Below are 21186 nucleotides of genomic sequence, written 5' to 3' on the forward strand. Positions count from 1 at the left end.
TGGTCGCCCGGGCGGGCGGCGAGGGGGTTCCCAGGATGACGACCATGGTGGCGGCACACGTGGAAACCGGCGCCTTGGTGATCACCATGGCCGGCCGGTGGAGTCTGGCCCAGGTGTACACCCTGCAGCGCGCGTTCGAGGCCTGCACCGCGCACCACCCGCCCTACGTGGCGCTGGACTGCACCCGGGTCACCCCGGACGGTCTGCTGCCGACCGTGCTGCCGGCCCTGGTCATGCTCGGACAGTCCTGCCGACGGGGCATCACCGTACTGGTCTGCGCCCCGGCGTCGGCGTTGACCGGGGCGCTGCGTCGACTGCCGACCCGCCGGGTCCGGCTCTATCCACGACTCTCCGAGGCACTCAGCCGACTCCGGCCGTACCCGGTGCCACCGGGGGTCCGGCGGGCCCACCAGCGGCTCGCCCCGGCGGCGCAGGCGGCGGCCACCGCCCGGCGCCTGGTCCGGGACTGCTGCGACCGGTGGCGTCTGTCCGAGGTGACCGACGACGCCCAGCTCGTCGTCTCCGAACTGGTGGCGAACGCCGTGGAGCACGCCGGTACGGAGATCGACGTCACCGTCTCCCACCACCGTCAACGACTTCGGATCGCGGTCGCCGACCGGCACCACGGCGTACCCCGGATCGCCACCACGCCCGACGGAGCCGAGGATGCGGCGACACCGCCCGCGCTGCGCGGGCGCGGACTGGACCTGGTGGCCCGGTCGGTCGCCGGCTGGGGGGTGCTGCCGGGCACCGACGGCAAGGTGGTCTGGGCGTCCCTGCCGGCACCCCGAGCGGCCCGGCTGCGGCTGCCCCGCCTGGACCTGATCGCCCGGGACGGCTACCCGGCCTGACCCCCGACCAGCTACTCACGGGTACGTAGATCCTGCTCACACCTGCCCCTCCCCGGGCTGGTCAGGAAAGGGATCACCGGGTTCCATGACGGACGTCGTCGCCCACAGATCCGGCCGCCACCCGGTCGGTTGTCGACGGCAGCACAGTCCGCCCGGGCCGCCCCGGCCCTTCGACGCCCCCTGGAACCACCCATGTCAGCAGAGAATCTCGCCGCCCTGGCCGAATCCGCCGAAGCCGAGTGCAACTACCGGATGGTGGCCCTGGCGCCGGAGCGCACCCGGCAGGCCCTCGGCATCAGCACCACCCGCATCGGCGGGGCGTTCACCTGGGTCACCCGCAACGATCCGATGGCCGGCTACTGGAACAAGACCCTCGGGCTCGGGGTGACCGAGCCGGTCACCCGGGACGTGCTCGACAAGGTGATCGAGTTCCACCGTGACCAGGGCAGCCCGTCGGCGCGGATCCAGATCGCCCCCGACCTGCTTCCCCCGGACTGGGACGAGATCCGCGCCGCGTACGGGCTCACCCCGGGCGCGTTCACGGTGCAGCTCGGCTGCGCGGTGGGCGACATCGCACCGGCCCGCACCGACCTGCGGATCGGACCGGTCGGAGCGGCCGACTTCGCACAGTGGGTAAGCCTGCTGTACACCGTGTTCCAGATGCCCGAGCACTTCGACACCCTGTTCCGGGCCACTCTCGGGCAGCCGGACTTCCGGGCGTTCGCGGCCTGGGACGGCGATCAGATGGTGGCCGCGGCCAACCTGTTCCTGAACGGCGAGGTCGGCGGGCTGAACAGCGCGGTCACCCGGGAGAGCCACCGTGGCCGGGGCGCCCAGTCGGCCCTGACGGCCGCCCGGGCCCGAGCGGCCGCCGAGGCCGGTTGCCGCCGACTCGTCGTGCAGACCGGCCGGCCCGCGGCGGGCGAACGCCACCAGTCGTTGGAGAACCTGCTCCGGGTGGGATTCACCCGGCTCTACGACCGGCAGGACTGGGTCTGGCAGCCGGCACCGGGCGGCACCGACGCCTGACGCCGGCCGCCGCTGATCCGGCACGGCCGCCGCTGATCCGGCACGGCCGCCGCTGATCCGGCACGGCGGTCAGGCGATCACCGCCGGCTCCCGCCAGTGTGGACGGGTGACCCGGTCGAGGTCGTACCGAACGGCGGCGAGTCGGCGTACCGCCTCGGTGAGGTCGGCCGGCGGCAGCGTGAACGGCAGCCGGAGGAACCGTTCCATGGTGCCGTCCAGGCCGAACCTCGGTCCGGGAGCGATCCGTACCCCGACCTCCTCGGCGGCCCGGGCCAACGCGCTGGCGATCGGCCCGTCCAGCTCGGCCCAGAGCGTGACCCCGCCCTGCGGGGGCCGTACCCGCCAGGTCGGCAGTTCGGCCCGGAGCACGGCCAGCAGGGCGTCTCGCTGGGCGGCCAGCTGCGCCCGCCGGGCCGGCACGATGGTCCCGGCGGCGGCGAGCAGGCGTACCGCGACGAGCTGGTCGAGCACCGGGCCGGCCATGTCGACCCCGACCCGGGTGGCGGCCAGCCGCTGCACCTGCGGCGCCGAGGCGCGGATCCAGCCGATCCGCAGACCTCCCCAGTACGGTTTGCTCATCCCGCCGATGGTGACCACCCGCGAGTGCCGGTCGAAGACGGCGGTCGGCGGCGGCACCTCGACGCCGTCCAGGGCGAGGTCCACGAAGGACTCGTCGACGACCAGGTCGGTGCCGGCGGCCTGGGCCGCGGCCACCACCCGCTCCCGCAGGTCGGCGGGCATCAGGTGACCGGTCGGATTCTGGAACTCGGGGATCAGGTACGCCAGCCGGGGCCGGGTCTGCCGCAGGCCGCCGAGCAGCAGGTCGGCGTCCCAGCCCGGTCCCCCGGCGTCCAGGCCGTGGGTGGTGATCCGGGCTCGGCGGGCGGCCAGCGCGGCCAACGCGTTGGGATAGGTCGGCGACTCCACGAGTACGCCGGCTCCGGGCGGCAGCGCGAGTCGCAGTACCAGGTCGAGGGCGTGCTGCACGCCGTTGGTGACCAGGATCTGCTCGGGGCTGGTCGGCAGGCCCCGTCCGGTGTAGTGCTCGGCGACCGCCGTACGCAGTTCGATGATGCCGGTCGGGTGGTATCCGGCGCCGCCGAGGTAGCAGGCCAGGTCCTCGACGGCGGCCCGGGCGGCGTCGGCCAGCTCGACCGGCGCGGGCAGTGCCGCGCAGCCGAGGTCGATCACGTCCAGGTCCTCCAGCGGGGTCAACATGCCGGTGCTGCCCACCCGGTGGCCATTTGGCAGGGTGGTCCAGCTGCCGGCGCCGCGCCGGCTGGTCAGGTGCCCGGTCTCCCGCAGCGACCGGTAGGCGGCGGTGACCGTGGTACGGCTGACCCGCAGCGCCTCGGCCAGTTCCCGTTCGGCCGGCAGGCGTACGCCGAGCGGCAGCCGCCCGTCGGCGAGCAGTCCCCGTACCGCCCCGGCGAGCGCGGCGTAGTCGGGGTCGCGTCGCCGACCGGGCAGGGAGTGCCACTGGCCGAGCATCCGAGCCAGATGGGGGCCACGGACCAGTCCAGTCATAACCACATCTCCTTGATTGGTCCTTCATACCTCCCAGATTGGCCCTCAGAGTGGCATGCATGACACGGATTGGCAACCGACCCGACCGACTGCTCCGACGGCTCGGACAGCTCTACGCCGGCCTGGTGCTCTACGGCCTGAGCATGGCGCTGATGATCGAGTCGACGCTCGGCCTGGACCCCTGGAGCGCCTTCCAGCAGGGACTCTCCCGACTCGTCGGCGCCTCCATCGGCACCGTCACGATCGTCGTCGGTGTACTGGTCCTGCTGATCTGGATCCCGCTGCGGCAACGTCCGGGGCTCGGCACGGTCAGCAACGTCCTGGTCATCGGGGTGGCGGTCGACGTCGCCCTGTGGCTGCTGCCGACCGTCTCCCCGCTCCCCGCCCGGATCGGTTTCCTCGTCACCGGTGTCCTGCTCAACGGAGTGGCGACCGGCCTCTACATCGGCGCCCGGTTCGGCCCCGGGCCACGCGACGGCCTGATGACCGGTTTTGTGGCCCGGCACCCGCGCCACTCGATCCGCGTGGTCCGTACGGTGATCGAGGTGACCGTGCTGGCCGCCGGCTGGCTGCTCGGCGGCACAGTGGGGATCGGCACCGTGGTGTACGCGGTCGGCATCGGACCACTGGTGCACCTGTTCATCCCGCTGTTCACCGTGCCGCCCACGGACGTCGCCGGGTCCCGGCCGACCACGCAGGAAGCCGCCCCGCCGACCACGCCGGGAGCCGCCCCGCCGACCACGGAGAAAGTCGACGCGGCAACGGTCTGACACCACGGCGCGACACGACGACCCCGCGCCACAGAGTCGGCACAGATCGTCCGCAATGGACAGTGAATCGGACTGACCGGAGAAGAATGAACGACTGATGACCTTCCCGTCGACCGGCACCACACGGCATCATCTCTCCCATGGGGGATGACGGATGGCGGTGGTCCGACGCCTGGATTTTCGTCTCGTTGGTGATCGCGGGCGGTGCCGGCCGGCACCGGCGGTCGAGCACCACCCGACGTCCGGAGGGGGTCCGCCTCGCCGACGTGCTCTCCACCGCCGAACACCTCAACCGGGCCATCCCGGCCCGACACGAGATCGAGGCCGCGGTGCGACGGCTGGTCGGCGCCGGCCTGGTCACCGTCTCCGACGGCTGGTTCCGGGTCACCACGGCCGGCGAACGGCTGTGGCGGACCAGGCCGCACGGCGGGGTCGGCACCGCGGTGGAGACCGTGCACGGGGTACTGACCCGCCGGCACGCCCCCGGAGACCACGACTGGATCCTCGAGGAGGACGAACACCACGCGGCGGTGCAGGAGTACGCGGCCCGGTTCACCCTGCCGATGCCCCGCCGGTCACCGGAGAACGGGCCGGGCCAGCGGCGCCACGCCGGCAGGCCGGGTCGACGAACCGACGGCGACCTCAGCGGACCGGGTGACCGGCGGCCCGCAGCGCGTCCTTGACCTCGCCGACCCGCAGCTCGCCGAAGTGGAAGACGCTGGCCGCCAGCACCGCGTCGGCACCGGCCGCGACCGCCGGCGGGAAGTGCGCGACCGTACCCGCCCCGCCACTGGCCACCACCGGCACGTCGACCACCCGCCGCACCGCCCCGATCAGCGCCAGGTCGAAGCCGGCCTTGGTGCCGTCCGCGTCCATCGAGTTGAGCAGGATCTCGCCGGCGCCCAACTCCGCCGCCCGGGCGGCCCAGCCGACCGCGTCGAGGCCGGTGCCCCGCCGCCCGCCGTGGGTGGTCACCTCGAAGCCGCTGTCGGTGGTCACCCCGGCCGGGCACCGTCGGACGTCCAACGACAACACCAGGACCTGCCGGCCGAAGCGCTCGGCGATCTCGGCGATCAGCTCGGGGCGGTTGATCGCGGCGGTGTTCACCCCCACCTTGTCCGCACCGGCCCGCAGCAGCCGGTCGACGTCCGCGACCTGTCGTACCCCACCGCCGACGGTGAGCGGGATGAAGACCGACTCGGCGGTGCGGCGTACCACGTCGAGCATGGTGCCACGGTCGTCCGAGGAGGCGGTGACGTCGAGGAAGGTGAGCTCGTCCGCACCGGCCTCGTCGTACGCGGCGGCCAGCTCGACCGGGTCCCCGGCGTCCCGCAGGTCGACGAAGTTGACGCCCTTGACCACCCGGCCGGCGTCCACGTCCAGGCAGGGGATGACCCGCACCGCGACCGTCATGCGTCGCACCTGTCCGGCGAGGTGGTGGTCACGACGCCTCCGCCCCGGCCAGCACGGCGAGCGCCTCGGCGACGGTGAACGCCCCGGCGTAGAGCGCCTTGCCGGCGATCACGCCCTCCACCCCGATCGACTCCAGGCCGGCCAGCGCCCGCAGGTCGTCGAGGGTGGAGACGCCGCCCGAGGCGATCACCGGGGCCGGGGTACGGGCGCAGACGTCCCGGAGCAGGTCCAGGTTGGGGCCGCGCATCATGCCGTCCTTGGTGATGTCGGTGACCACGTACCGGGCCGCACCGGCCTTGTCCAGCCGTTCCAGCACCTCGAAGAGGTCACCGCCGTCCCGGGTCCAGCCCCGCGCCGAGAGGGTACTGCCCCGCACGTCCAGCCCGATCGCCACCCGGTCGCCGTACTCGGCGGCGACCCGGTCGCACCACTGCGGGTCCTCCAGCGCGGCGGTGCCGATGTTGACCCGGGCCGCCCCGGTGGCCAGCGCCGCCCGCAGCGACTCGTCGTCCCGGATCCCGCCGGAGAGCTCCACCCGTACGTCGAGCCGGCCGACCACCTCGGCGAGCAGTTCCGCGTTCGAGCCCCGGCCGAACGCCGCGTCCAGGTCGACCAGATGGATCCACGTGGCACCGTCGGACTGCCAGGCCAGCGCGGCCTCCAGCGGGTCGCCGTAGCTGGTCTCACTGCCGGCGGCGCCCTGGACCAGGCGGACCGCCTGACCGTCCGCCACGTCGACGGCGGGGAGCAGGGTGAGGCTCAACGGGATCTCCTCTTCTCGGATGGAACAGTGGCCCGGACCCGCGGCTGACACCCCGCCGGGCCGGTGGTCAGGTGCGCCGGCCCAACGCGATCACCACGATCGCCGGCAGGGCCAGCAGCAACAGGATGATCAGGCCGAGCCGCAGCGCAAGGTCGTCGACAAAAAGCCAGATGGCACCGATCGCGATAAGGGCGAGGACCACCACCCCGGCCCGTTCGCCCCGGCTGCGCCGGGCGTACAGCCGACCCGTACGCCGGTCCGGCAGCCGCGGGGTGAGGCGGCGCAGCAGCGCCCGACGACGCTGGCGCCGGGCCACCACCCGGGCCCGTCTGGCCCGGGCCCGCTCGGCCTCGGCCTCCCGTTCGGCCCGGCGGCGGGCCCGTTCCCGGCTCACAGGGTCCCCAGCCAGTTGGTCAGCAGTACCCGGCCGGTGTCGGCGGACTTCTCCGGGTGGAACTGCGCCGCCGACAGCGGCCCCCGCTCCACCGCCGCCACGAACCGGGTCTCGTGCTCGGCCGTCGTCACCAGCGCCCCGGCCCCGGTCAGGGCGGACAGTTCGGTGGCGGCGTACGAGTGGACGAAGTAGAAGCGCGAGTCGGTCGGCAGTCCGGCGAACAGCGTCGAGTCGGCCGGCGTGCGTACGGTGTTCCAGCCCATGTGCGGGACCCGCCGGGCGGCGAGCCGGGTCACCGCGCCGGGCAGCAGCCCGAGCCCCTTGGTGACCACGCCGTGCTCCTCGCCGTACTCGAAGAGGATCTGCATGCCGACGCAGATGCCCAGCACCGGGCGGCCGGCCGCGACCCGTTCGGCGATCACCGGACCGGCCCGTAGTGCCTCGATCCCGGCCATGCAGGCGGCGAAGGCGCCCACCCCGGGCACCACCAGACCGTCCGCGGCCGAGGCCGCGGCCAGGTCGGCGGTGACGGTGACCTCGGCACCGGCCCGGGCCACCGCGCGCTGTGCGGAGCGCAGGTTGCCGGAGCCGTAGTCCAACACCACGACGTTCGGCGCGGGAGCCATCAGGTGCCCCCGGGGATCAGCCACAGCACCCCACCGGCGGTGGCGAGGACCGCGAGCGTGCCGACCAGCAGGAGAGCGCCCCGGGACGCGCCCTGGCGGTGCATCGACCACGCCCCGCCGATCAGCACCCCGCCCAGGGCGAACAGCAGCACCGGCAGTACGGCGCCCATCAGAGCAGCCCCTTGGTGCTGGGAATCGCGCCACCGGCGCGTACGTCGATCGACACCGCCTCGCGCAGCGCCCGGGAGACGGCCTTGAACTGTGCCTCCACCACGTGGTGCGCGTCCGGGTGGCCGCCCGGGCGGGCCGCCCGCAGCACCGAGACGTGCAGGGTGAGCCGGGCCGACTGGCCGAACGACTCCCAGATGTGCCGGGTCATGCTGGTCGGATAGACCGGCCCGATGTACGGGGCCAGCGCCGGCTCGTCGTGCACCACGTACGGGCGGCCGGAGAGGTCGACCGCGGCCCGGACCAGCACCTCGTCCATCGGGATGGTGGCCGAACCGTACCGCCGGATGCCGGCCTTGTCGCCGAGCGCCTGGTCGAACGCGGTCCCCAGGGCGAGCGCGGTGTCCTCGACGGTGTGGTGGGCGTCGATCTCCAGGTCGCCGACGGTCTGCACGGTCAGGTCGAAGCCGCCGTGCCGGGCGATCTGGTTCAGCATGTGGTCGTAGAACCCGACCCCCGTGTTGATCTCGGCCTTACCGGTGCCGTCGAGGTCCAGCTCGACGAGGACCTTGGTCTCGGCCGTGGTCCGCTCGACCCGGGCGGTTCTGCTCACGGTAGGACCTTTCGTTCGCGACTGCGCGGCTTCAGCATGACAGGACGGGCCGGCTCGGCGTCATTCGGGACCGCCGGCACCGGCCCCCACACCGGATCCGGCCGGCGCGGCCGCCCAGGCGTCCAGGGCGGCGAGGAAGGCGTCGGTCTCCTCCGGGGTGCCGGCGGTGACCCGCAGCCAGCCGGCCAGGCCGACATCCCGGACCAGCACACCGTGGTCGAGCAGCGCCCGCCAGGCGGTCCGCTGGTCGGCGCCGACCTCGAAGAGCACGAAGTTCGCGTCGCTGTCGGCCACCGTCCGGCCCCGGGCCCGCAGGCCGGAGACGATCCCGTCCCGCTGCTCCTTGATCGCCTGGACGGTGCCGAGCAGGGTGTCGCGGTGGGCCAGCGCCGCCCGGGCGGCGGCCTGGGTGAGCGCCGACAGGTGGTACGGCAACCGGACCAGCTGCACCGCGTCGACCACCGCCGGGTCGGCGGCGAGGTAACCGAGCCGTCCGCCGGCGAAACCGAACGCCTTGCTCATCGTCCGGGTCACCACCAGCCGCGGCTGGCCGGGCAGCAGGGCGAGCGCGGTCGGCGTGCCGGGCCGGGCGAACTCCGCGTACGCCTCGTCGACCACCACCATGCCGGGCGCCTCGGCCAGCACCGCGTCCAGCACCGCCGGATCCAGCGCCGTCCCGGTCGGGTTGTTCGGCGAGCAGAGGAAGACCAGGTCAGGGCGGTGCTCCCGGACCTGCGCCACGGCGTGCGCGACGGTCAGCCCGAAGTCGGCGTCCCGCCGACCGTCCCGCCAGGCGGTGCCGGTCGCGGTGGCGAGCAGCGGATGCATCGAGTACGCCGGGGTGAAGCCGAGCGCGGTCCGTCCCGGACCACCGAAGACCTGGAACAGCTGCTGCTGCACCTCGTTGGAGCCGTTGGCCACCCAGACGTTGCCGACGCCGAGCCCGTGCCCGAGATAGTCGGCCAGGTCGGCGCGGAGCGCCACCGCGTCCCGGTCCGGATAGCGGTTGAGGTCACGCAACTCGGCGGCGACCGCCTTGCCGATCGCGTCCACCACCGACTCGGGCAGCGGGTACGAGTTCTCGTTGGTGTTCAGCCGCACCGGCACGTCCAGCTGCGGCGCGCCGTACGGGCTGCGCCCCCGCAGGTCGTCGCGGATCGGCAGGTCGTCGAGCGAGGTCACGCCGGTGCCCCCTCGGCGGCCGGCGGGGGCGCGGCGAACCGGACGGCGACCGCCTGGCCGTGCGCGGGCAGGTCCTCCACCCCGGCCAGGGTCACCACGTGCCGGGCGGTGTCCCGCAGCGCCGCCTCGGTGTACTCCACGATGTGGATGCCGCGCAGGAACGACTGCACCGACAGCCCGGAGGAGTGCCGGGCGCAGCCGCCGGTGGGCAGCACGTGGTTGGAACCGGCGCAGTAGTCGCCGAGCGACACCGGCGCGTACGGCCCGACGAAGATCGCCCCGGCGTTGCGTACCCGGAGTGCCCACTCGCGGGCGTCCCGGGTCTGGATCTCCAGGTGCTCGGCGGCGTAGAGGTCGACCACCCGCAGCCCGGCCGCCAGGTCGTCGACCAGCACCACCCCGCTCTGCGGGCCGGTGAGCGCGGTGTTGATCCGGTCGGTGTGTTTGGTCTCCGGAACCTGCCGGGCCAGCTCCCGGTCGACCGCGTCGGCCAGCTCGACCGACGGGGTGACCAGCACGCTCGCCGCCAGCGGGTCGTGCTCGGCCTGGCTGATCAGGTCGGCGGCGACGTGCACCGGGTCGGCCGTCTCGTCGGCCAGTACGGCAATCTCGGTCGGACCCGCCTCGGCGTCGATCCCGACCACACCCCGCAGCAGCCGTTTGGCGGCGGTGACCCAGATGTTGCCCGGGCCGGTGATCATGTCGACCGGTTCGCAGTGCCCGGTGCCGTCGGCGTCGGTCGCCGCCCCGTAGGCGAGCATCGCCACCGCCTGGGCCCCGCCGACCGCGTAGACCTCGTCGACGCCGAGCAGCGCGCAGGCGGCCAGCACCCGGGCGTCGGGCAGGCCGTTGTTCTCCGGCTGCGGCGGGCTCACCACCACCAGCGACCGGACCCCGGCGGCCTGGGCCGGCACCACGTTCATCACCACGGTCGACGGGTACATGGCCAGGCCACCCGGGACGTACAGCCCGACCCGGTCGACCGGCACCCAGCGTTCGGTGACGACGCCGCCCGGCACGACCTCGGTGACCACGTCGGTCCGCCGCTGGTCGGCGTGCACCCGCCGGGCCCGGCTGATGCTCTCGACCAGTGCCTCCCGGACCTCCGGCTCCAGCGTCGACTCGGCTCCGGCGATGGTCTCGGCCGGCACCCGCAGCCGGTCCAGCAGCAGGCCGTCGAAGCGCTGGGTGGCGTCCCGGATCGCGGTGAACCCATGCTCGCGGACCGCCTCGACGAGCGGGCGGATCTTCTCCACCGCGACGGAGACGTCAAGCTGGGCACGGGGCAGCAGGGCGCGTGGATCACGCCACCCGCCGCGCAGGTCGATCCGGTTCAACACCCTTGGCAGTCTATTCGTCGCACCGGCCGGCGCAGCGGCTGCGTCCAGCGGGCGGGACGGTGAGCCGGACCACGTACCCGCCGTTCGGCCGGCGATGTGGTCAGCCGAAGCCGGGTCCGGATCAGCCGAACCACGTACGGTCGAGGGCGCCCGGGACCGGTTAGGCTCGTCCGGTGGGTGCGCGGCTACCGGTGTTTCCGCTCGAGACGGTGCTCTTTCCCGGTCTGGTGCTGCCGCTGCACATATTCGAGCCGCGCTATCTCGCACTGATCCGACACCTGACCGACCTTCCGGAGGGTACGCCCCGGGAGTTCGGTGTGGTCGCCATCCGCGGCGGCGGCCCGGCACCGGTCGCCGGTGGCCCGGGCCCCGGCACCGTCGGCCTGGGCGGGGTCGGCCCGGGCGGAGCCGTCGCTCCCGGCTTCGGGGGTGGGACCCCGGCGGACCGGGCGGCCGCCGAACCGGGCGGCCGGACGTCGCTGGTCACCCTGCACGACATCGGCTGTACGGCGGAACTGCGTCAGGTGACCGAGCTGCCGGACGGCCGGCTCGACGTGGTGACGGTGGGACGACGCCGGTTCCGGATCAACGACGTCACCCAGGGGGAAACGCCGTACCTGACCGCCGAGGTCGACTGGCTGCCCGAACCGACCGGTCAGGAACAGGCCGCCGACCAACTCGCTCCCCGGGTCCTCGCGGTCTTCCGGCAGTACCTCGCCCTGGTCCGGGACGACCCGGAGGAGATCGCCGAACAGCTGCCGGACGACCCGACCGTGCTGTCCCACCTGGTGGCGGCCACCGCCGCGCTGACCCTCGGCGACCGGCAGCGGCTGCTGGCGACCCCGGACACGGCCGGACGGCTCCGCGCCGAACTGCGCCTGCTCAACCGCGAGGCGGCTCTGCTGCGTCAGGTCCGGGCGGTCCCGGTGCCGCTGGCGGAGCTGGCGGTACCGCTGAGCCCGAACTGACCGGCGACAGGTCCGGCGTCCACGGCGGCGGCTCCTCCTCGGGTCGCAGACCCGGATAGCGCGACCAGCCGGCCAGCAGGGTGTAGACCAGCACCGCGCCGAACGCCGGCACCAGCAGGTCCTGGATCGCCGGGATGAAACCGAGCGCCTCGTAGAACTGACCGGCCTGCAGGTCCGGCGGCTTGGTGAAGTTCGTGCCGGCCGGCGCGGTCTCCAGCATCCGCTCGTACCCGGCCAGCCCGATGTGCCGCCCCACCTGCCAGGCGACGAGGGCGGCACCGAGCATGCCGAGCACCACCACGACCATGCCGAGCGGTCCCCGGTGCCGGCGGAGCAGCACCCAGACAGCGATCGTCACCAGGACACCGAGCCCGAAGCCGAGCAGGGTGAACCACCCGTCGGCGGCGATGAACCCCTCCGGTGACGGCTCGGCGAGGATCGCACCGTCCTCGGTCTGCAGCACCGGCACCCCGGGCGACACCGCCGACCAGACCAGCCCGAACGGCAGGCCCAGCAGGATCAGCACCAGGAACACCCCGAGGTTGACGGCGACGCCGCGCAACCGCCGCCGGGACGGCTCGGCGGCCGGCGGGGCGTCGGACAGTTCGGTGGTGGGCGGCCCGTCGGACGGCTCGCCGCCGGTCACACCGTCGCCACCGGCCGGCGGTGCGGATGAGGCGGACGGAGCCGCAGCGGCGGCGGGACGGTCGTCGTCGCCGCCGGACCGGTCGGCGGGATGAGAGGTTGCCGGACTCACCCGATGATCCTCTCAGGCACGACCGACCGTCGGCGGTCCGGTCCGGCGAAACCGACCCGAGGGTGTCAGTCCCGGCCGCCCCGCTGCGCGGAGCGGCCGTTCCCTGACACCCTCAGCCGGCGACGGCGCTCGGGCCGAGCAGGGCCTTGAGGTCGGCCATCAGGGCGGTGGTCGGCGCCACCCGCATCGGGCTGAGCCGCAGCAGGGTGGCCCGGGAGCCGTTGACCAGTTTGACGTGCACCTCCGCCGAGCCGGGGTGGCTGGTCAGCACCTCGCGGAGCCGCTCTACCAGGGGCGGGGTGCAGCGGGACGGAGGCAGGGCGAGGACCACCGGCTTGACCTCGTCGGCGGCGGTGATCTCCGGCATCGACAGGTCCATCGCCATCAGCCGGGGCTGGTCGTCGCGCCGGTCGACCCGACCCTTGACCACCACGATCGCGTCCTCGGCGATGTACTGCCCGACGAGTTCGTAGGTGTTCGGGAAGAAGAGCACCTCGACCGCGCCGCCGAGGTCCTCCAGGGTGGCCGAGGCCCAGGCCCGACCCTGCTTGGTGATCCGGCGCTGCACCCCGGAGAGGATGCCGGCCAGGGTGACCACCTGGCCGTCGGAGACGTTCCCCTCCTCGGCGAGCGCGGAGAGCGGCATATCGGCGGCGTTGGCCAGCACGTGCTCCACCCCGAACAGCGGATGGTCGGAGACGTACAGGCCGAGCATCTCCCGCTCGAAGGTGAGCAGGTCGGTCTTGTCCCACTCGCCGTCCGGGATCGGCGGCGTCACCACCATGCCGCCACCGCCGGCGGCCTCGCCCCCGCCGCCGAACGCGTCACCGAAGAGGTCGTACTGGCCGACCGCCTCGTTGCGCTTGAGCGCGATGAACGAGTCGATCGCGTCGGCGTGCACGGCCAGCAGCCCCTTGCGGGTGTGCCCGAGGGAGTCGAACGCCCCCGCCTTGATCAGCGATTCGATCGTCTTCTTGTTGCAGGCCACCGCGTCGACCTTGCGCAGGTAGTCGTAGAAGTCGGTGAACGCGCCCTTCTCCTTGCGGGACCGGCGGATCGACTCGACCACGTTGGCACCGACGTTGCGGACCGCGGCCAGACCGAACCGGATGTCGGTGCCGACGGCGGCGAACCGGGCGTTGGACTCGTTGACGTCCGGCGGCAGCACCTTGATGCCCATCCGGCGGCACTCGGCGAGGTAGACCGCCGACTTGTCCTTGTCGTCACCGACGGAGGTGAGCAGGGCGCTCATGTACTCGGCCGGATAGTTCGCCTTCAGGTACGCGGTCCAGTAGGAGACCACCCCGTACGCGGCGCTGTGCGCCTTGTTGAACGCGTAGTCGGAGAACGGGACGAGGATGTCCCAGAGCGTCTTGATCGCCGCGTCGGAGAACCCCTTCTCCTTCATGCCGGCGGAGAACGGCTTGAACTCCTTGTCGAGGATCTCCTTCTTCTTCTTACCCATCGCCCGGCGGAGCAGGTCCGCGGCGCCGAGCGAGTACCCGGCGACCTTCTGCGCGATCGCCATGACCTGCTCCTGGTAGACGATCAACCCGTAGGTGTCGCCCAGGATCTCCTTCAACGGCTCGGCGAGCTCCGGATGGATCGGCACCACCGGCTTGCGGTTGTTCTTGCGGTCGGCGTACTCGTTGTGCGCGTTGGCGCCCATCGGACCGGGCCGGTAGAGCGCACCGACCGCGGAGATGTCCTCGAAGTTGTCCGGCGCCATCGAGCGCAGCAGCGCCCGCATCGGCCCGCCGTCGAACTGGAACACCCCGAGGGTGTCACCCCGGGCCAGCAGGTCGTAGGTGGCCTTGTCGTCCAGCGGCAGGTCCTCCAGGACGAGTTCCTCGCCCCGGTTCTCCCGGATCGCGTCCAGCGCGTCGTCCATGATGGTGAGGTTGCGCAGGCCCAGGAAGTCCATCTTCAGCAGGCCGATGGTCTCGCAGGCACCCATGTCCCACTGGGTGATGATCGCGCCGTCCTGCTCCCGCTTGTGGATCGGCAGGACGTCGACCAGCGGGTCCCGGGACAGGATGACCCCGGCCGCGTGCACACCCCACTGCCGTTTGAGCCCCTCCAGGCCCTTGGCCGTGTCGACGACCTTGCGGACCTCGCCGTCGCCCTCGTAGAGCTGGCGGAACTCCACCGCCTCCGGGTAACGCGGGTGCGACGGGTCGAAGATGCCGCCGAGCGGGATGTCCTTGCCCATCACCGCCGGCGGCATCGCCTTGGTGATCCGGTCACCCATCGCAAACGGGTAGCCGAGCACCCGGGCCGCGTCCTTGATCGCCGCCTTCGCCTTGATCGTGCCGTACGTGATGATCTGGGCGACCCGCGCGTCGCCGTACTTCTCGGTGGCGTAGCGGATCATCTCGCCGCGCCGACGCTCGTCGAAGTCCATGTCGATGTCAGGCATCGAGACGCGGTCGGGGTTGAGGAACCGTTCGAAGAGCAGACCGTGCTGCATCGGGTCGAGTTCGGTGATGCCGAGTGCGTACGCGATCAGCGCGCCGGCCGCCGAGCCACGACCCGGCCCGACCCGGATCCCCTCCCGCTTGGCGTACGCGATCAGGTCGGCGGTGACCAGGAAGTAGCCGGGGAAGCCCATCTTGATGATCACGTCGAGCTCGTACTCGGCCTGCCGCCGGCGGTCGTCCGGCACCCCGTTCGGGAAGCGCCGCTCCAGCCCGCGTGCGACCTCCTTGCGCAGCCACGACTCCTCGGTCTCCCCCTCGGGGATCGGGAACTGCGGCATCAGGTTGCGGGAGGCGAAGACCTCGGAGTAGTCGCCGATCCGCTCGGCGATCTCCAGGGTGTTGTCGCAGGCGCCGGGCACCTCGGCGTCCCAGAGCGCGCGCATCTCGGCCGGCGACTTGAGGTAGTAGCCCTGGGAGTCGAACTTGAACCGCTTCGGGTCGGCCAGCGTCGACCCGGACTGGACACAGAGCAGCACCTCGTGCGCGTCCGCGTCCTTGGCGTACGTGTAGTGCAGGTCGTTGGTGGCCACCGGCTTCAGGTTGAGCCGCTTGCCGAGCCGGATCAGGTCCTGCCGGACCTGCTGCTCGATGTCGAGACCGTGGTCCATCAACTCGAGGTAGAAGTTGTCCGTCCCGAAGATGTCCCGGAACTCGGCCGCCGACTCGCACGCCTTGTCGAAGTTGCCGATCCGCAGCCAGGTCTGCACCTCGCCGGAGGGGCAGCCGGTGGTGGCGATCAGCCCCCTGCCGTACTCGTGCAGCAGTTCCCGGTCGGCGCGCGGCTTGTAGAAGTAGCCCTCCAGGCTCGACCGGGAGTTCAGCCGGAACAGGTTGCGCAGTCCCTCGGCGTCGGCGGCCCACATGGTCATGTGGGTGTACGCGCCACCGCCGGAGACGTCGTTCCCGCCGCCATCGGCCCAGCGCACCCGGGTCCGGTCCCGCCGGTCCGTCCCCGGCGTGAGGTAGGCCTCGACTCCGATGATCGGCTTGACCCCGGCTCCGGTGGCCTGCTTGAAGAAGTCGTACGCGCCGTACAGGTTGCCGTGGTCGGTCATCGCCAGCGCTGGCATGCCCAGCCGACCGGTCTCGGCGAACAGCTCCTTGAGCCGCGCCGCACCGTCGAGCATCGAATACTCGGTGTGGTTGTGCAGGTGCACGAACGAGTCAGACACCCAGGGCCCCCCTTCCCCTCGCGCGGCCACCGGCCGGCCCGGCATCGGCCGATCAGCCGACCGGGTCTCCGGTCACCCGGCGACCGTCGGTCGTACGGCGGGCACCCGTCAGGACACGTTCCCCGGCTGCGGGCACGGTACGGCAACCGCGCCCACGCACCCGCGTCGGCGCAGCTCCGATGCCCCCCTTGCAGCCGGCGACGGCCCGGTGCCCACCAGCCCGGCGGGTCCCCCCGACGGCGCGACCGCCGGTCCCCGAGCCTAGTCCGTTGATCTCCCCGCCTCCAGACCGACTCGCCCGGTGGGCGGATCAGCGGGCGAACGGCTCGATCATCATCGAGGCGGCCTGCAGCCAGGCGTCCCGGGTCTCCTGCTGCAGCTGGGCGTACTCGATCGACGAACCGGTCTCCAGCGCCGGGTCGTACGGCACCACCGCCACCGCCCTGGTCCGGGTGGCGAAGTGCCGCTTCAGGTCCTCCAGCAGCGGCGACTGCCCCGGCGTCGGGCAGGAGAGCAGGGTCACCGCGTTCTCCACCAGCTCGCCCATCCCGATCTCGTGCAGCAGGTCGAGCATCCAGTCGGCGGTGAACGCCGCGTCCTCCCGGGGCACCGTGGTGACCACCAGCTGGTCCGCCGCGCGCAGCACGGTCTGCCAGTTCGAGCTCTCCACGTTGTTGCCGGTGTCGACGCAGATCACGTCGTGGCTGCGGCGCAGCAGTTCGAGCACCCGTTTCACGGTGTGCTGGTCGAGCCGCTGGGCGAACCGGGGGCTCTCCTCGCCGGCCAGGACGTCGTACGAGCCGTCCGAGGCGTGCCGCAGGTAGTCGTCGAGTCGCTCGGTCAGCTGGTTGCCGGGCAGGACCTCGATCTCCATCAGCTCGGCGACCAGGTGCCGGATCGTCCGGGCGTGCCGGGCGCTGCCGGCGCGCAGGCCGAGGGTGCCCCGCAGTTCGTTGTCGTCCCAGGCCAGCACGCCCCGGCCGCGTACCCCGCCGATGGTGGCCGCGGCGAGCACGGTCGCGGTGGTCTTGTGCACACCGCCCTTGGGGTTGGCGAAGGCCAGCACCCGGGGCGAGCCGAGGTCGCGTTTGAGGACGCCGATCGCCCGTTCCACCTCGGCGTCGGGCTGCCGACGCGGCCATCCGGCCCGGGCCGGTGGCGCCGGGTCGACGGCGGGCCGTACCGGCGACCTGGCGTAGCCGGTCTCCGGCGTTCCGTAGCGGGCCGGGGGGTCGACCGGGGCCGCACCGGGCGCCGGACGGGCGGGCGTGGGCCGGAACGCCGGTTCGGTCGGAGCCGGCCGGAACGCCGGCTCGACCGGGACAGCCGGCGGTGGGGTCAGGGCAGCCGGCGGTGGGGTCAGGGCAGCCGGCGGTGGGGTCAGGGCAGCCGGCGGTGGGGTCAGGGCGGCCCGGGGCGCCGGGACGACCCGGCCGGGCGGGGCCGCGACCTCGGGCGCGCTCCGTCGGGCCGGACCCGGATCCTCGGGTACGCCCCGGTGCGGCAGGCCCGCCTCGTCCGGCCGGCCGCGGTACGGCAGGGCCGGCGCGGCCGACTGCGGCGGCGGGCGGCGGGGCAGGGGCGGCGGACCGCTCGGCGGGTTGACCGGCGGCGGCGGTGGAGCGGGCGGCCGCCAGCCGGTGCCGAGCGCGGCATACCGGGACTCACCGGGGTGACCGCCGTCGGCCGGCCGGCCCGGCTCGGGCCGGTATCCGGGATCGGGGCGCTGAGCCGGGGCGGCCGGATAGCCGGGCTCCGGGTGGTACCCCGGGTCGGACCAACCGGCCTCGGCCGGTCGCCCCGGCTCCGGTCCGAAGAAGGAGTCGTGCCGGTAGCCGTTCTCCAACGCGGCGTACCGCGACTCTCCGGGCCGTTCCGGTCCGCCGTGCGGACCGTAACCGGACGGATAGCCGGGATCGCCCGGCGGTGCTGTGCGGCCGGACCGGCCGGGGCCGCCCGCCCCACCTCCGCCGGTCAACCCACCGCCGGCCGCCCCCGGCCCGGACCGCTCGTCGAGGACCTGGTGCTCGTCGGTGCGGCTGCCGTGCAGGGCCCGGTCGAGCAGCGCCCGCCACCGCGGTGCTGATTCCGCCGGCCGGCCCCAGCCGGTCTCCGTGCCGTCCACGGCTCGCCCTCCCAGCGCCCTCGGTCCCCGCCCTGACAGGCTACGAAGCAAACCCTATTCGGGCCACCGGCGGCACGCACCCATTCATCGGTGTGGCCGTCGCCGCCGGAGCCCCGCTGGCCGTCACCGGCTCACGGTTCCCCGCTCGGTGCGTTCCCACTCGGCGCGTCACCCAGCCGCGGAGCCGGCGAATCCCCGGCCGGTCCGGCGCTGTCCGGCGAGGACCCGTTCTCCGGGTTGCCCGGCGACCCGTCGGGTGGGGTGCCCGGACTGCCGCCGTCCCTGGGGACGGTGGCCGGCTCCTCCGGCCCGGTCGTGCCGGTCCCGCCCTCCGGGCTGGCCGGCGGGGTGTGGACCGGGTCAGGGGCTGGCGCGGTGGACGACGGGGCGGGTCGCGGGCCGGAGGCCGGAGCACCGCTCGCCGACGGATCCAGCGCACCGCCCGGTGTCCCGGGCACGCCGTCCGAGGCCGCCGAACCGGCCGGTGGCAACACCGGGCCGGTCGGATCGCCCGGGGCGGTCGGCGCCGGTGGCATGCTCGAGTCGGCGGGCGGACGTACCACGTCCTCCTGCTCCGGCAGGGGCGGGGTGAAGACGGTCCGGTCCAGTCGGCGCACCTCCGGCGCCGGGTCCACCGCCCGTACACCCGCCCGGGCGGCGACCCGCCCCAGGGCCGCCGGCTCGCCCCGGACCACCGCCGCGTACACGCACGAGCAGCCGGACCGGTAGGCGATCGCCTCGTCCGAGGCGACCCGGGCGCCGCTGTCGTAGAACCGGCGCAGCTCCTGCGCGTCCGGGCTGTCGCCGACCACCGCCGCACTGCGCTCCTGGTAGTCCCGGACCTCCTGGTCCTTGCGCTCGGCGACCTCCAGCATCCCTGCGGTCACGTCGTCGGGCAGGCGGAGCGCCGGAATACGCACGATCTGGGTCTGGCTGCCCGGCCGCCACAGCCGGGCGTACACCTCGGAGATCTCCACCCCGGCCAGGACCGGCGGCAACCGGTCCGGAGCCAGGTAGGCGGCGAGGGTCACCAGCGCGTACGGCCGCGGCGCCGCGCCGGCCGGCGGTGCCGCGATCAGCGCGGCCAGCTCGCCGCGGCTGGCCGCGACGTAGCCGGGGATGGACTCGCCCTGCACCACCCCGACCCGGGCGACGTCGCCGAGCGTGGGGTCGATCGCCGGCGGCCGGTCCGCCGCCCAGACCGCGGTGACCAGTACGGCCACCGAGCAGAGCAGCGCGACACTGGTCAACAGCCGCAGCCGCAGGCGCAGCGGCCCCTGTCCGAGCCGGGTCAGGCCACGGGCCAGCGGCGGCAGCAGCTGCCGGTCCAACTGACGCAACAGGTCACCGGGGCGCACGGGCGGAACTTCCCCTCGTCGGCTGGCTGGCGGTCAATCGCGCAAGATGCGAAGTGCATGTGCCAGGTCGTCAGGGTAGTCGCTCACGAACCGAACCGGCTCACCCGTCCCGGGGTGTGCGAACGCCAACTCGCGGGCGTGCAGCCACTGTCGGCTGAGGCCGAGCCGGGTGGCCAGGGTGGGATCCGCCCCGTACGTCAGATCACCGACACACGGATGCCGCAGGGTGGACAGGTGCACCCGGATCTGGTGGGTCCGGCCGGTCTCCAGTCGTACGTCGAGCAGGCTCGCCGCCGGGAACGCCTCCAACGTGTCGTAGTGGGTGATGCTCGGTTTCCCGCTCGCCATCACCGCCCACCGGTAGTCGTGGGTCGGGTGCCGGTCGATCGGCGCGTCGACGGTGCCGCGCAGCGGGTCGAGGTGTCCCTGCACCACCGCGTGGTACCGCTTCTCCACCTCGCGGAGCTTGAAGGCCCGCTTGAGCAGGCTGTACGCCCGTTCGCTCTTGGCCACCGCCATCACCCCGGTGGTCCCGACGTCCAGTCGGTGCACGACCCCCTGCCGCTCGGCCGCACCGCTGGTCGCGATGGTGTGGCCGAGGGCGGCAAGCCCGCCGATGACGGTCGGGCCGGTCCAGCCCGGGCTCGGGTGGGCGGCCACCCCGACCGGCTTGTCGACCACCACGATGTCGTCGTCGGCGTGGATCACCCGCAGTCCGGGGACCGTCTCGGCGATGACCGTCGGCGGCGCGGCCGGTGCGGGCAGCACCACCTCGAGCCAGGAACCGGCGGCCACCCGGTCGGACTTGGGCCGGGCGGTCCCGTCGACGGTTACGTCGCCCGCCTCGACCAGCGCCGCCGCGGTCGTCCGGGAGAGCCCGAGCAGTCGGGAGACCGCCTGGTCCAGCCGCATCCCGTCAAGTCCCTCCGGCACCGGCAGGGTACGGGTCTCCCCGGCCGGACGTACCTGTCCGGCGTTGTACGCAAAGGTCATGCCTGGTCGTCCCGTCGGTCGGCGTCGGTTCCCGGGGCCACGGCCGCGTCCGGGGCGTTCTCCGGGGCAGCCCGGCGGGCCCGGATCCGGGTCCCGTCGCGCTGCCGACCGGTCAGTTCCAGCAGGACCGCCAGGCAGACCCCGGTGACCAGGGCGCTGTCCGCGAGGTTGAAGATCGGCCACACCCGCCCGTACGGGTCGAAGAGGCTGACCATGTCGACCACGTGCCCGACGAACACGCCGGGGGCCCGGAAGATCCGGTCGGTCAGGTTGCCGATCGCACCACCGAGCACCAGTCCCAGCGCGATCGCCCAGGGCAGCGAACGCAGTCTGCCGGCCAGCCAGCCGATCCAGCCGATCACCACGGCGGTGACCAGGGGGAAGACCCAGGTGTGGTCGGAGGCGAGGCTGAACGCCGCGCCGCTGTTGCGGGTGAGGGTGAGGTAGACGGCGCCGCCGAGCAGGCGTACCGGCTCCCGGTCGGCGAGCGTCGCCAGGGCGAGGTGCTTCGTGCCGAGGTCGGCGAGCCAGGCCAGTACGGCGGCACCGACCAGTACCGAGACGGCGAGCCGCCGTACGCGCGGTCGGTTCGGTCCCTCCGGGTCGGCCCCGGCCGGCCGCGCCTCGGTCGTCCGCTCGTCGTCGATGTTCAGCAGG

The 21186-nt window shown here is 73.4% G+C and carries 19 protein-coding genes and 1 pseudogene; 5 read left to right on the forward strand and 15 right to left on the reverse strand.

All coding sequences use genetic code 11. The features are described 5' to 3' along the window. Window positions 1–35: 35 nt before the first annotated feature. Together ABGB21_RS25135 and ABGB21_RS25140 are read left to right on the forward strand one after the other, a co-directional pair. Entirely contained in the window at window positions 36–851 is an 816-nt protein-coding gene (locus ABGB21_RS25135) for an ATP-binding protein (RefSeq protein WP_347679838.1), read from the forward strand. 192 nt (window positions 852–1043) lie between these two features. After that, window positions 1044–1880 (forward strand): GNAT family N-acetyltransferase, encoded by an 837-nt coding sequence (locus tag ABGB21_RS25140; RefSeq protein WP_347656945.1) that lies wholly within the window; start codon window positions 1044–1046, stop codon window positions 1878–1880. Between the two features lie 69 nt (window positions 1881–1949). On the opposite strand, the gene ABGB21_RS25145 is transcribed toward ABGB21_RS25140, so the two are convergent. Further along, window positions 1950–3407, reverse strand: coding sequence for a PLP-dependent aminotransferase family protein (locus ABGB21_RS25145; protein WP_347656946.1), 1458 nt, complete (start codon window positions 3405–3407; stop codon window positions 1950–1952). Window positions 3408–3466: 59 nt separating this feature from the next. On the opposite strand from ABGB21_RS25145, the gene ABGB21_RS25150 reads away from it, so the two are divergent. Together ABGB21_RS25150 and ABGB21_RS25155 are read left to right on the forward strand one after the other, a co-directional pair. After that, entirely contained in the window at window positions 3467–4177 is a 711-nt protein-coding gene (locus tag ABGB21_RS25150; RefSeq protein ID WP_347656947.1) for a hypothetical protein, read from the forward strand. A 140-nt stretch (window positions 4178–4317) separates the two neighbouring features. Beyond that, window positions 4318–4764, forward strand: a pseudogene (locus ABGB21_RS25155) (hypothetical protein); the annotation flags it as partial. 55 nt (window positions 4765–4819) lie between these two features. On the opposite strand, the gene hisF reads toward ABGB21_RS25155, so the two are convergent. The 8 genes from hisF to hisD form a co-directional block, all read right to left on the reverse strand. Further along, a complete protein-coding gene (hisF, locus tag ABGB21_RS25160) occupies window positions 4820–5590 on the reverse strand; it encodes an imidazole glycerol phosphate synthase subunit HisF (RefSeq protein WP_347656949.1) in 771 nt (256 codons plus the stop codon). A gap of 28 nt (window positions 5591–5618) precedes the next feature. Next, complete coding sequence (priA, locus tag ABGB21_RS25165; RefSeq protein WP_347656950.1) at window positions 5619–6353, reverse strand: bifunctional 1-(5-phosphoribosyl)-5-((5-phosphoribosylamino)methylideneamino)imidazole-4-carboxamide isomerase/phosphoribosylanthranilate isomerase PriA; 735 nt, start codon at window positions 6351–6353, stop codon at window positions 5619–5621. A gap of 67 nt (window positions 6354–6420) precedes the next feature. Next, entirely contained in the window at window positions 6421–6747 is a 327-nt protein-coding gene (locus ABGB21_RS25170; RefSeq protein ID WP_347656951.1) for a hypothetical protein, read from the reverse strand. After that, complete coding sequence (gene hisH / locus ABGB21_RS25175) at window positions 6744–7373, reverse strand: imidazole glycerol phosphate synthase subunit HisH (RefSeq protein WP_347656991.1); 630 nt, start codon at window positions 7371–7373, stop codon at window positions 6744–6746. Before hisH ends, ABGB21_RS25170 begins: the two co-directional genes overlap by 4 nt. Beyond that, the gene (locus ABGB21_RS25180) at window positions 7373–7543 is read right to left on the reverse strand and encodes a hypothetical protein (RefSeq protein WP_347656952.1); all 171 of its coding nucleotides are present in this window, start codon (window positions 7541–7543) and stop codon (window positions 7373–7375) included. Before ABGB21_RS25180 ends, hisH begins: the two co-directional genes overlap by 1 nt. Next, window positions 7543–8154, reverse strand: a complete 612-nt coding sequence (gene hisB, locus ABGB21_RS25185) for an imidazoleglycerol-phosphate dehydratase HisB (RefSeq protein WP_331215783.1) — start codon at window positions 8152–8154, stop codon at window positions 7543–7545. Before hisB ends, ABGB21_RS25180 begins: the two co-directional genes overlap by 1 nt. Before the next feature lie 60 nt (window positions 8155–8214). After that, window positions 8215–9336 carry a histidinol-phosphate transaminase gene (locus tag ABGB21_RS25190; protein ID WP_347656953.1) on the reverse strand — a complete coding sequence of 374 codons (1122 nt, stop codon included), beginning with the start codon at window positions 9334–9336 and terminating at the stop codon, window positions 8215–8217. After that, window positions 9333–10676 carry a histidinol dehydrogenase gene (hisD, locus tag ABGB21_RS25195; RefSeq protein ID WP_347679840.1) on the reverse strand — a complete coding sequence of 448 codons (1344 nt, stop codon included), beginning with the start codon at window positions 10674–10676 and terminating at the stop codon, window positions 9333–9335. Before hisD ends, ABGB21_RS25190 begins: the two co-directional genes overlap by 4 nt. 173 nt (window positions 10677–10849) lie before the next feature. Between hisD and ABGB21_RS25200 the strand changes: the two genes are divergently transcribed. Beyond that, a complete protein-coding gene (locus ABGB21_RS25200) occupies window positions 10850–11644 on the forward strand; it encodes an LON peptidase substrate-binding domain-containing protein (protein ID WP_347679842.1) in 795 nt (264 codons plus the stop codon). Here ABGB21_RS25200 and ABGB21_RS25205 read toward each other — a convergent pair. The 6 genes from ABGB21_RS25205 to lspA form a co-directional block, all read right to left on the reverse strand. Continuing rightward, window positions 11559–12401 carry a DUF2567 domain-containing protein gene (locus tag ABGB21_RS25205; protein WP_347656955.1) on the reverse strand — a complete coding sequence of 281 codons (843 nt, stop codon included), beginning with the start codon at window positions 12399–12401 and terminating at the stop codon, window positions 11559–11561. The two genes, ABGB21_RS25200 and ABGB21_RS25205, sit on opposite strands and share 86 nt — an antisense overlap. Before the next feature lie 112 nt (window positions 12402–12513). After that, window positions 12514–16053 carry a DNA polymerase III subunit alpha gene (gene dnaE, locus ABGB21_RS25210; protein WP_347679844.1) on the reverse strand — a complete coding sequence of 1180 codons (3540 nt, stop codon included), beginning with the start codon at window positions 16051–16053 and terminating at the stop codon, window positions 12514–12516. A 310-nt stretch (window positions 16054–16363) separates the two neighbouring features. Further along, window positions 16364–18178 carry an AAA family ATPase gene (locus ABGB21_RS25215; protein ID WP_347679846.1) on the reverse strand — a complete coding sequence of 605 codons (1815 nt, stop codon included), beginning with the start codon at window positions 18176–18178 and terminating at the stop codon, window positions 16364–16366. A gap of 131 nt (window positions 18179–18309) precedes the next feature. Continuing rightward, on the reverse strand, window positions 18310–19536 hold the full coding sequence (locus tag ABGB21_RS25220) for a hypothetical protein (protein WP_347679848.1): 1227 nt from the start codon (window positions 19534–19536) through the stop codon (window positions 18310–18312). A 33-nt stretch (window positions 19537–19569) separates the two neighbouring features. Continuing rightward, window positions 19570–20529, reverse strand: coding sequence for an RluA family pseudouridine synthase (locus ABGB21_RS25225; protein WP_347679850.1), 960 nt, complete (start codon window positions 20527–20529; stop codon window positions 19570–19572). Then, window positions 20526–21176 (reverse strand): signal peptidase II, encoded by a 651-nt coding sequence (gene lspA, locus ABGB21_RS25230; protein ID WP_347656993.1) that lies wholly within the window; start codon window positions 21174–21176, stop codon window positions 20526–20528. Before lspA ends, ABGB21_RS25225 begins: the two co-directional genes overlap by 4 nt. Window positions 21177–21186 lie beyond the last annotated feature (10 nt).

The organism is Plantactinospora sp. B24E8 (assembly GCF_039871735.1).
Classification (GTDB): domain Bacteria; phylum Actinomycetota; class Actinomycetes; order Mycobacteriales; family Micromonosporaceae; genus Plantactinospora.

Bases quoted from the DNA above. Each gene is read 5' to 3' on its own strand.
- hisH (WP_347656991.1), bottom strand. From the start codon at position 7,373: ATGGCTCCCGCGCCGAACGTCGTGGTGTTGGACTACGGCTCCGGCAAC.
- ABGB21_RS25225 (WP_347679850.1), bottom strand. From the start codon at position 20,529: ATGACCTTTGCGTACAACGCCGGACAGGTACGTCCGGCCGGGGAGACC.
- ABGB21_RS25150 (WP_347656947.1), top strand. From the start codon at position 3,467: ATGACACGGATTGGCAACCGACCCGACCGACTGCTCCGACGGCTCGGA.
- ABGB21_RS25140 (WP_347656945.1), top strand. From the start codon at position 1,044: ATGTCAGCAGAGAATCTCGCCGCCCTGGCCGAATCCGCCGAAGCCGAG.
- ABGB21_RS25180 (WP_347656952.1), bottom strand. From the start codon at position 7,543: ATGGGCGCCGTACTGCCGGTGCTGCTGTTCGCCCTGGGCGGGGTGCTG.
- ABGB21_RS25135 (WP_347679838.1), top strand. From the start codon at position 36: ATGACGACCATGGTGGCGGCACACGTGGAAACCGGCGCCTTGGTGATC.
- ABGB21_RS25145 (WP_347656946.1), bottom strand. From the start codon at position 3,407: ATGACTGGACTGGTCCGTGGCCCCCATCTGGCTCGGATGCTCGGCCAG.
- hisF (WP_347656949.1), bottom strand. From the start codon at position 5,590: ATGACGGTCGCGGTGCGGGTCATCCCCTGCCTGGACGTGGACGCCGGC.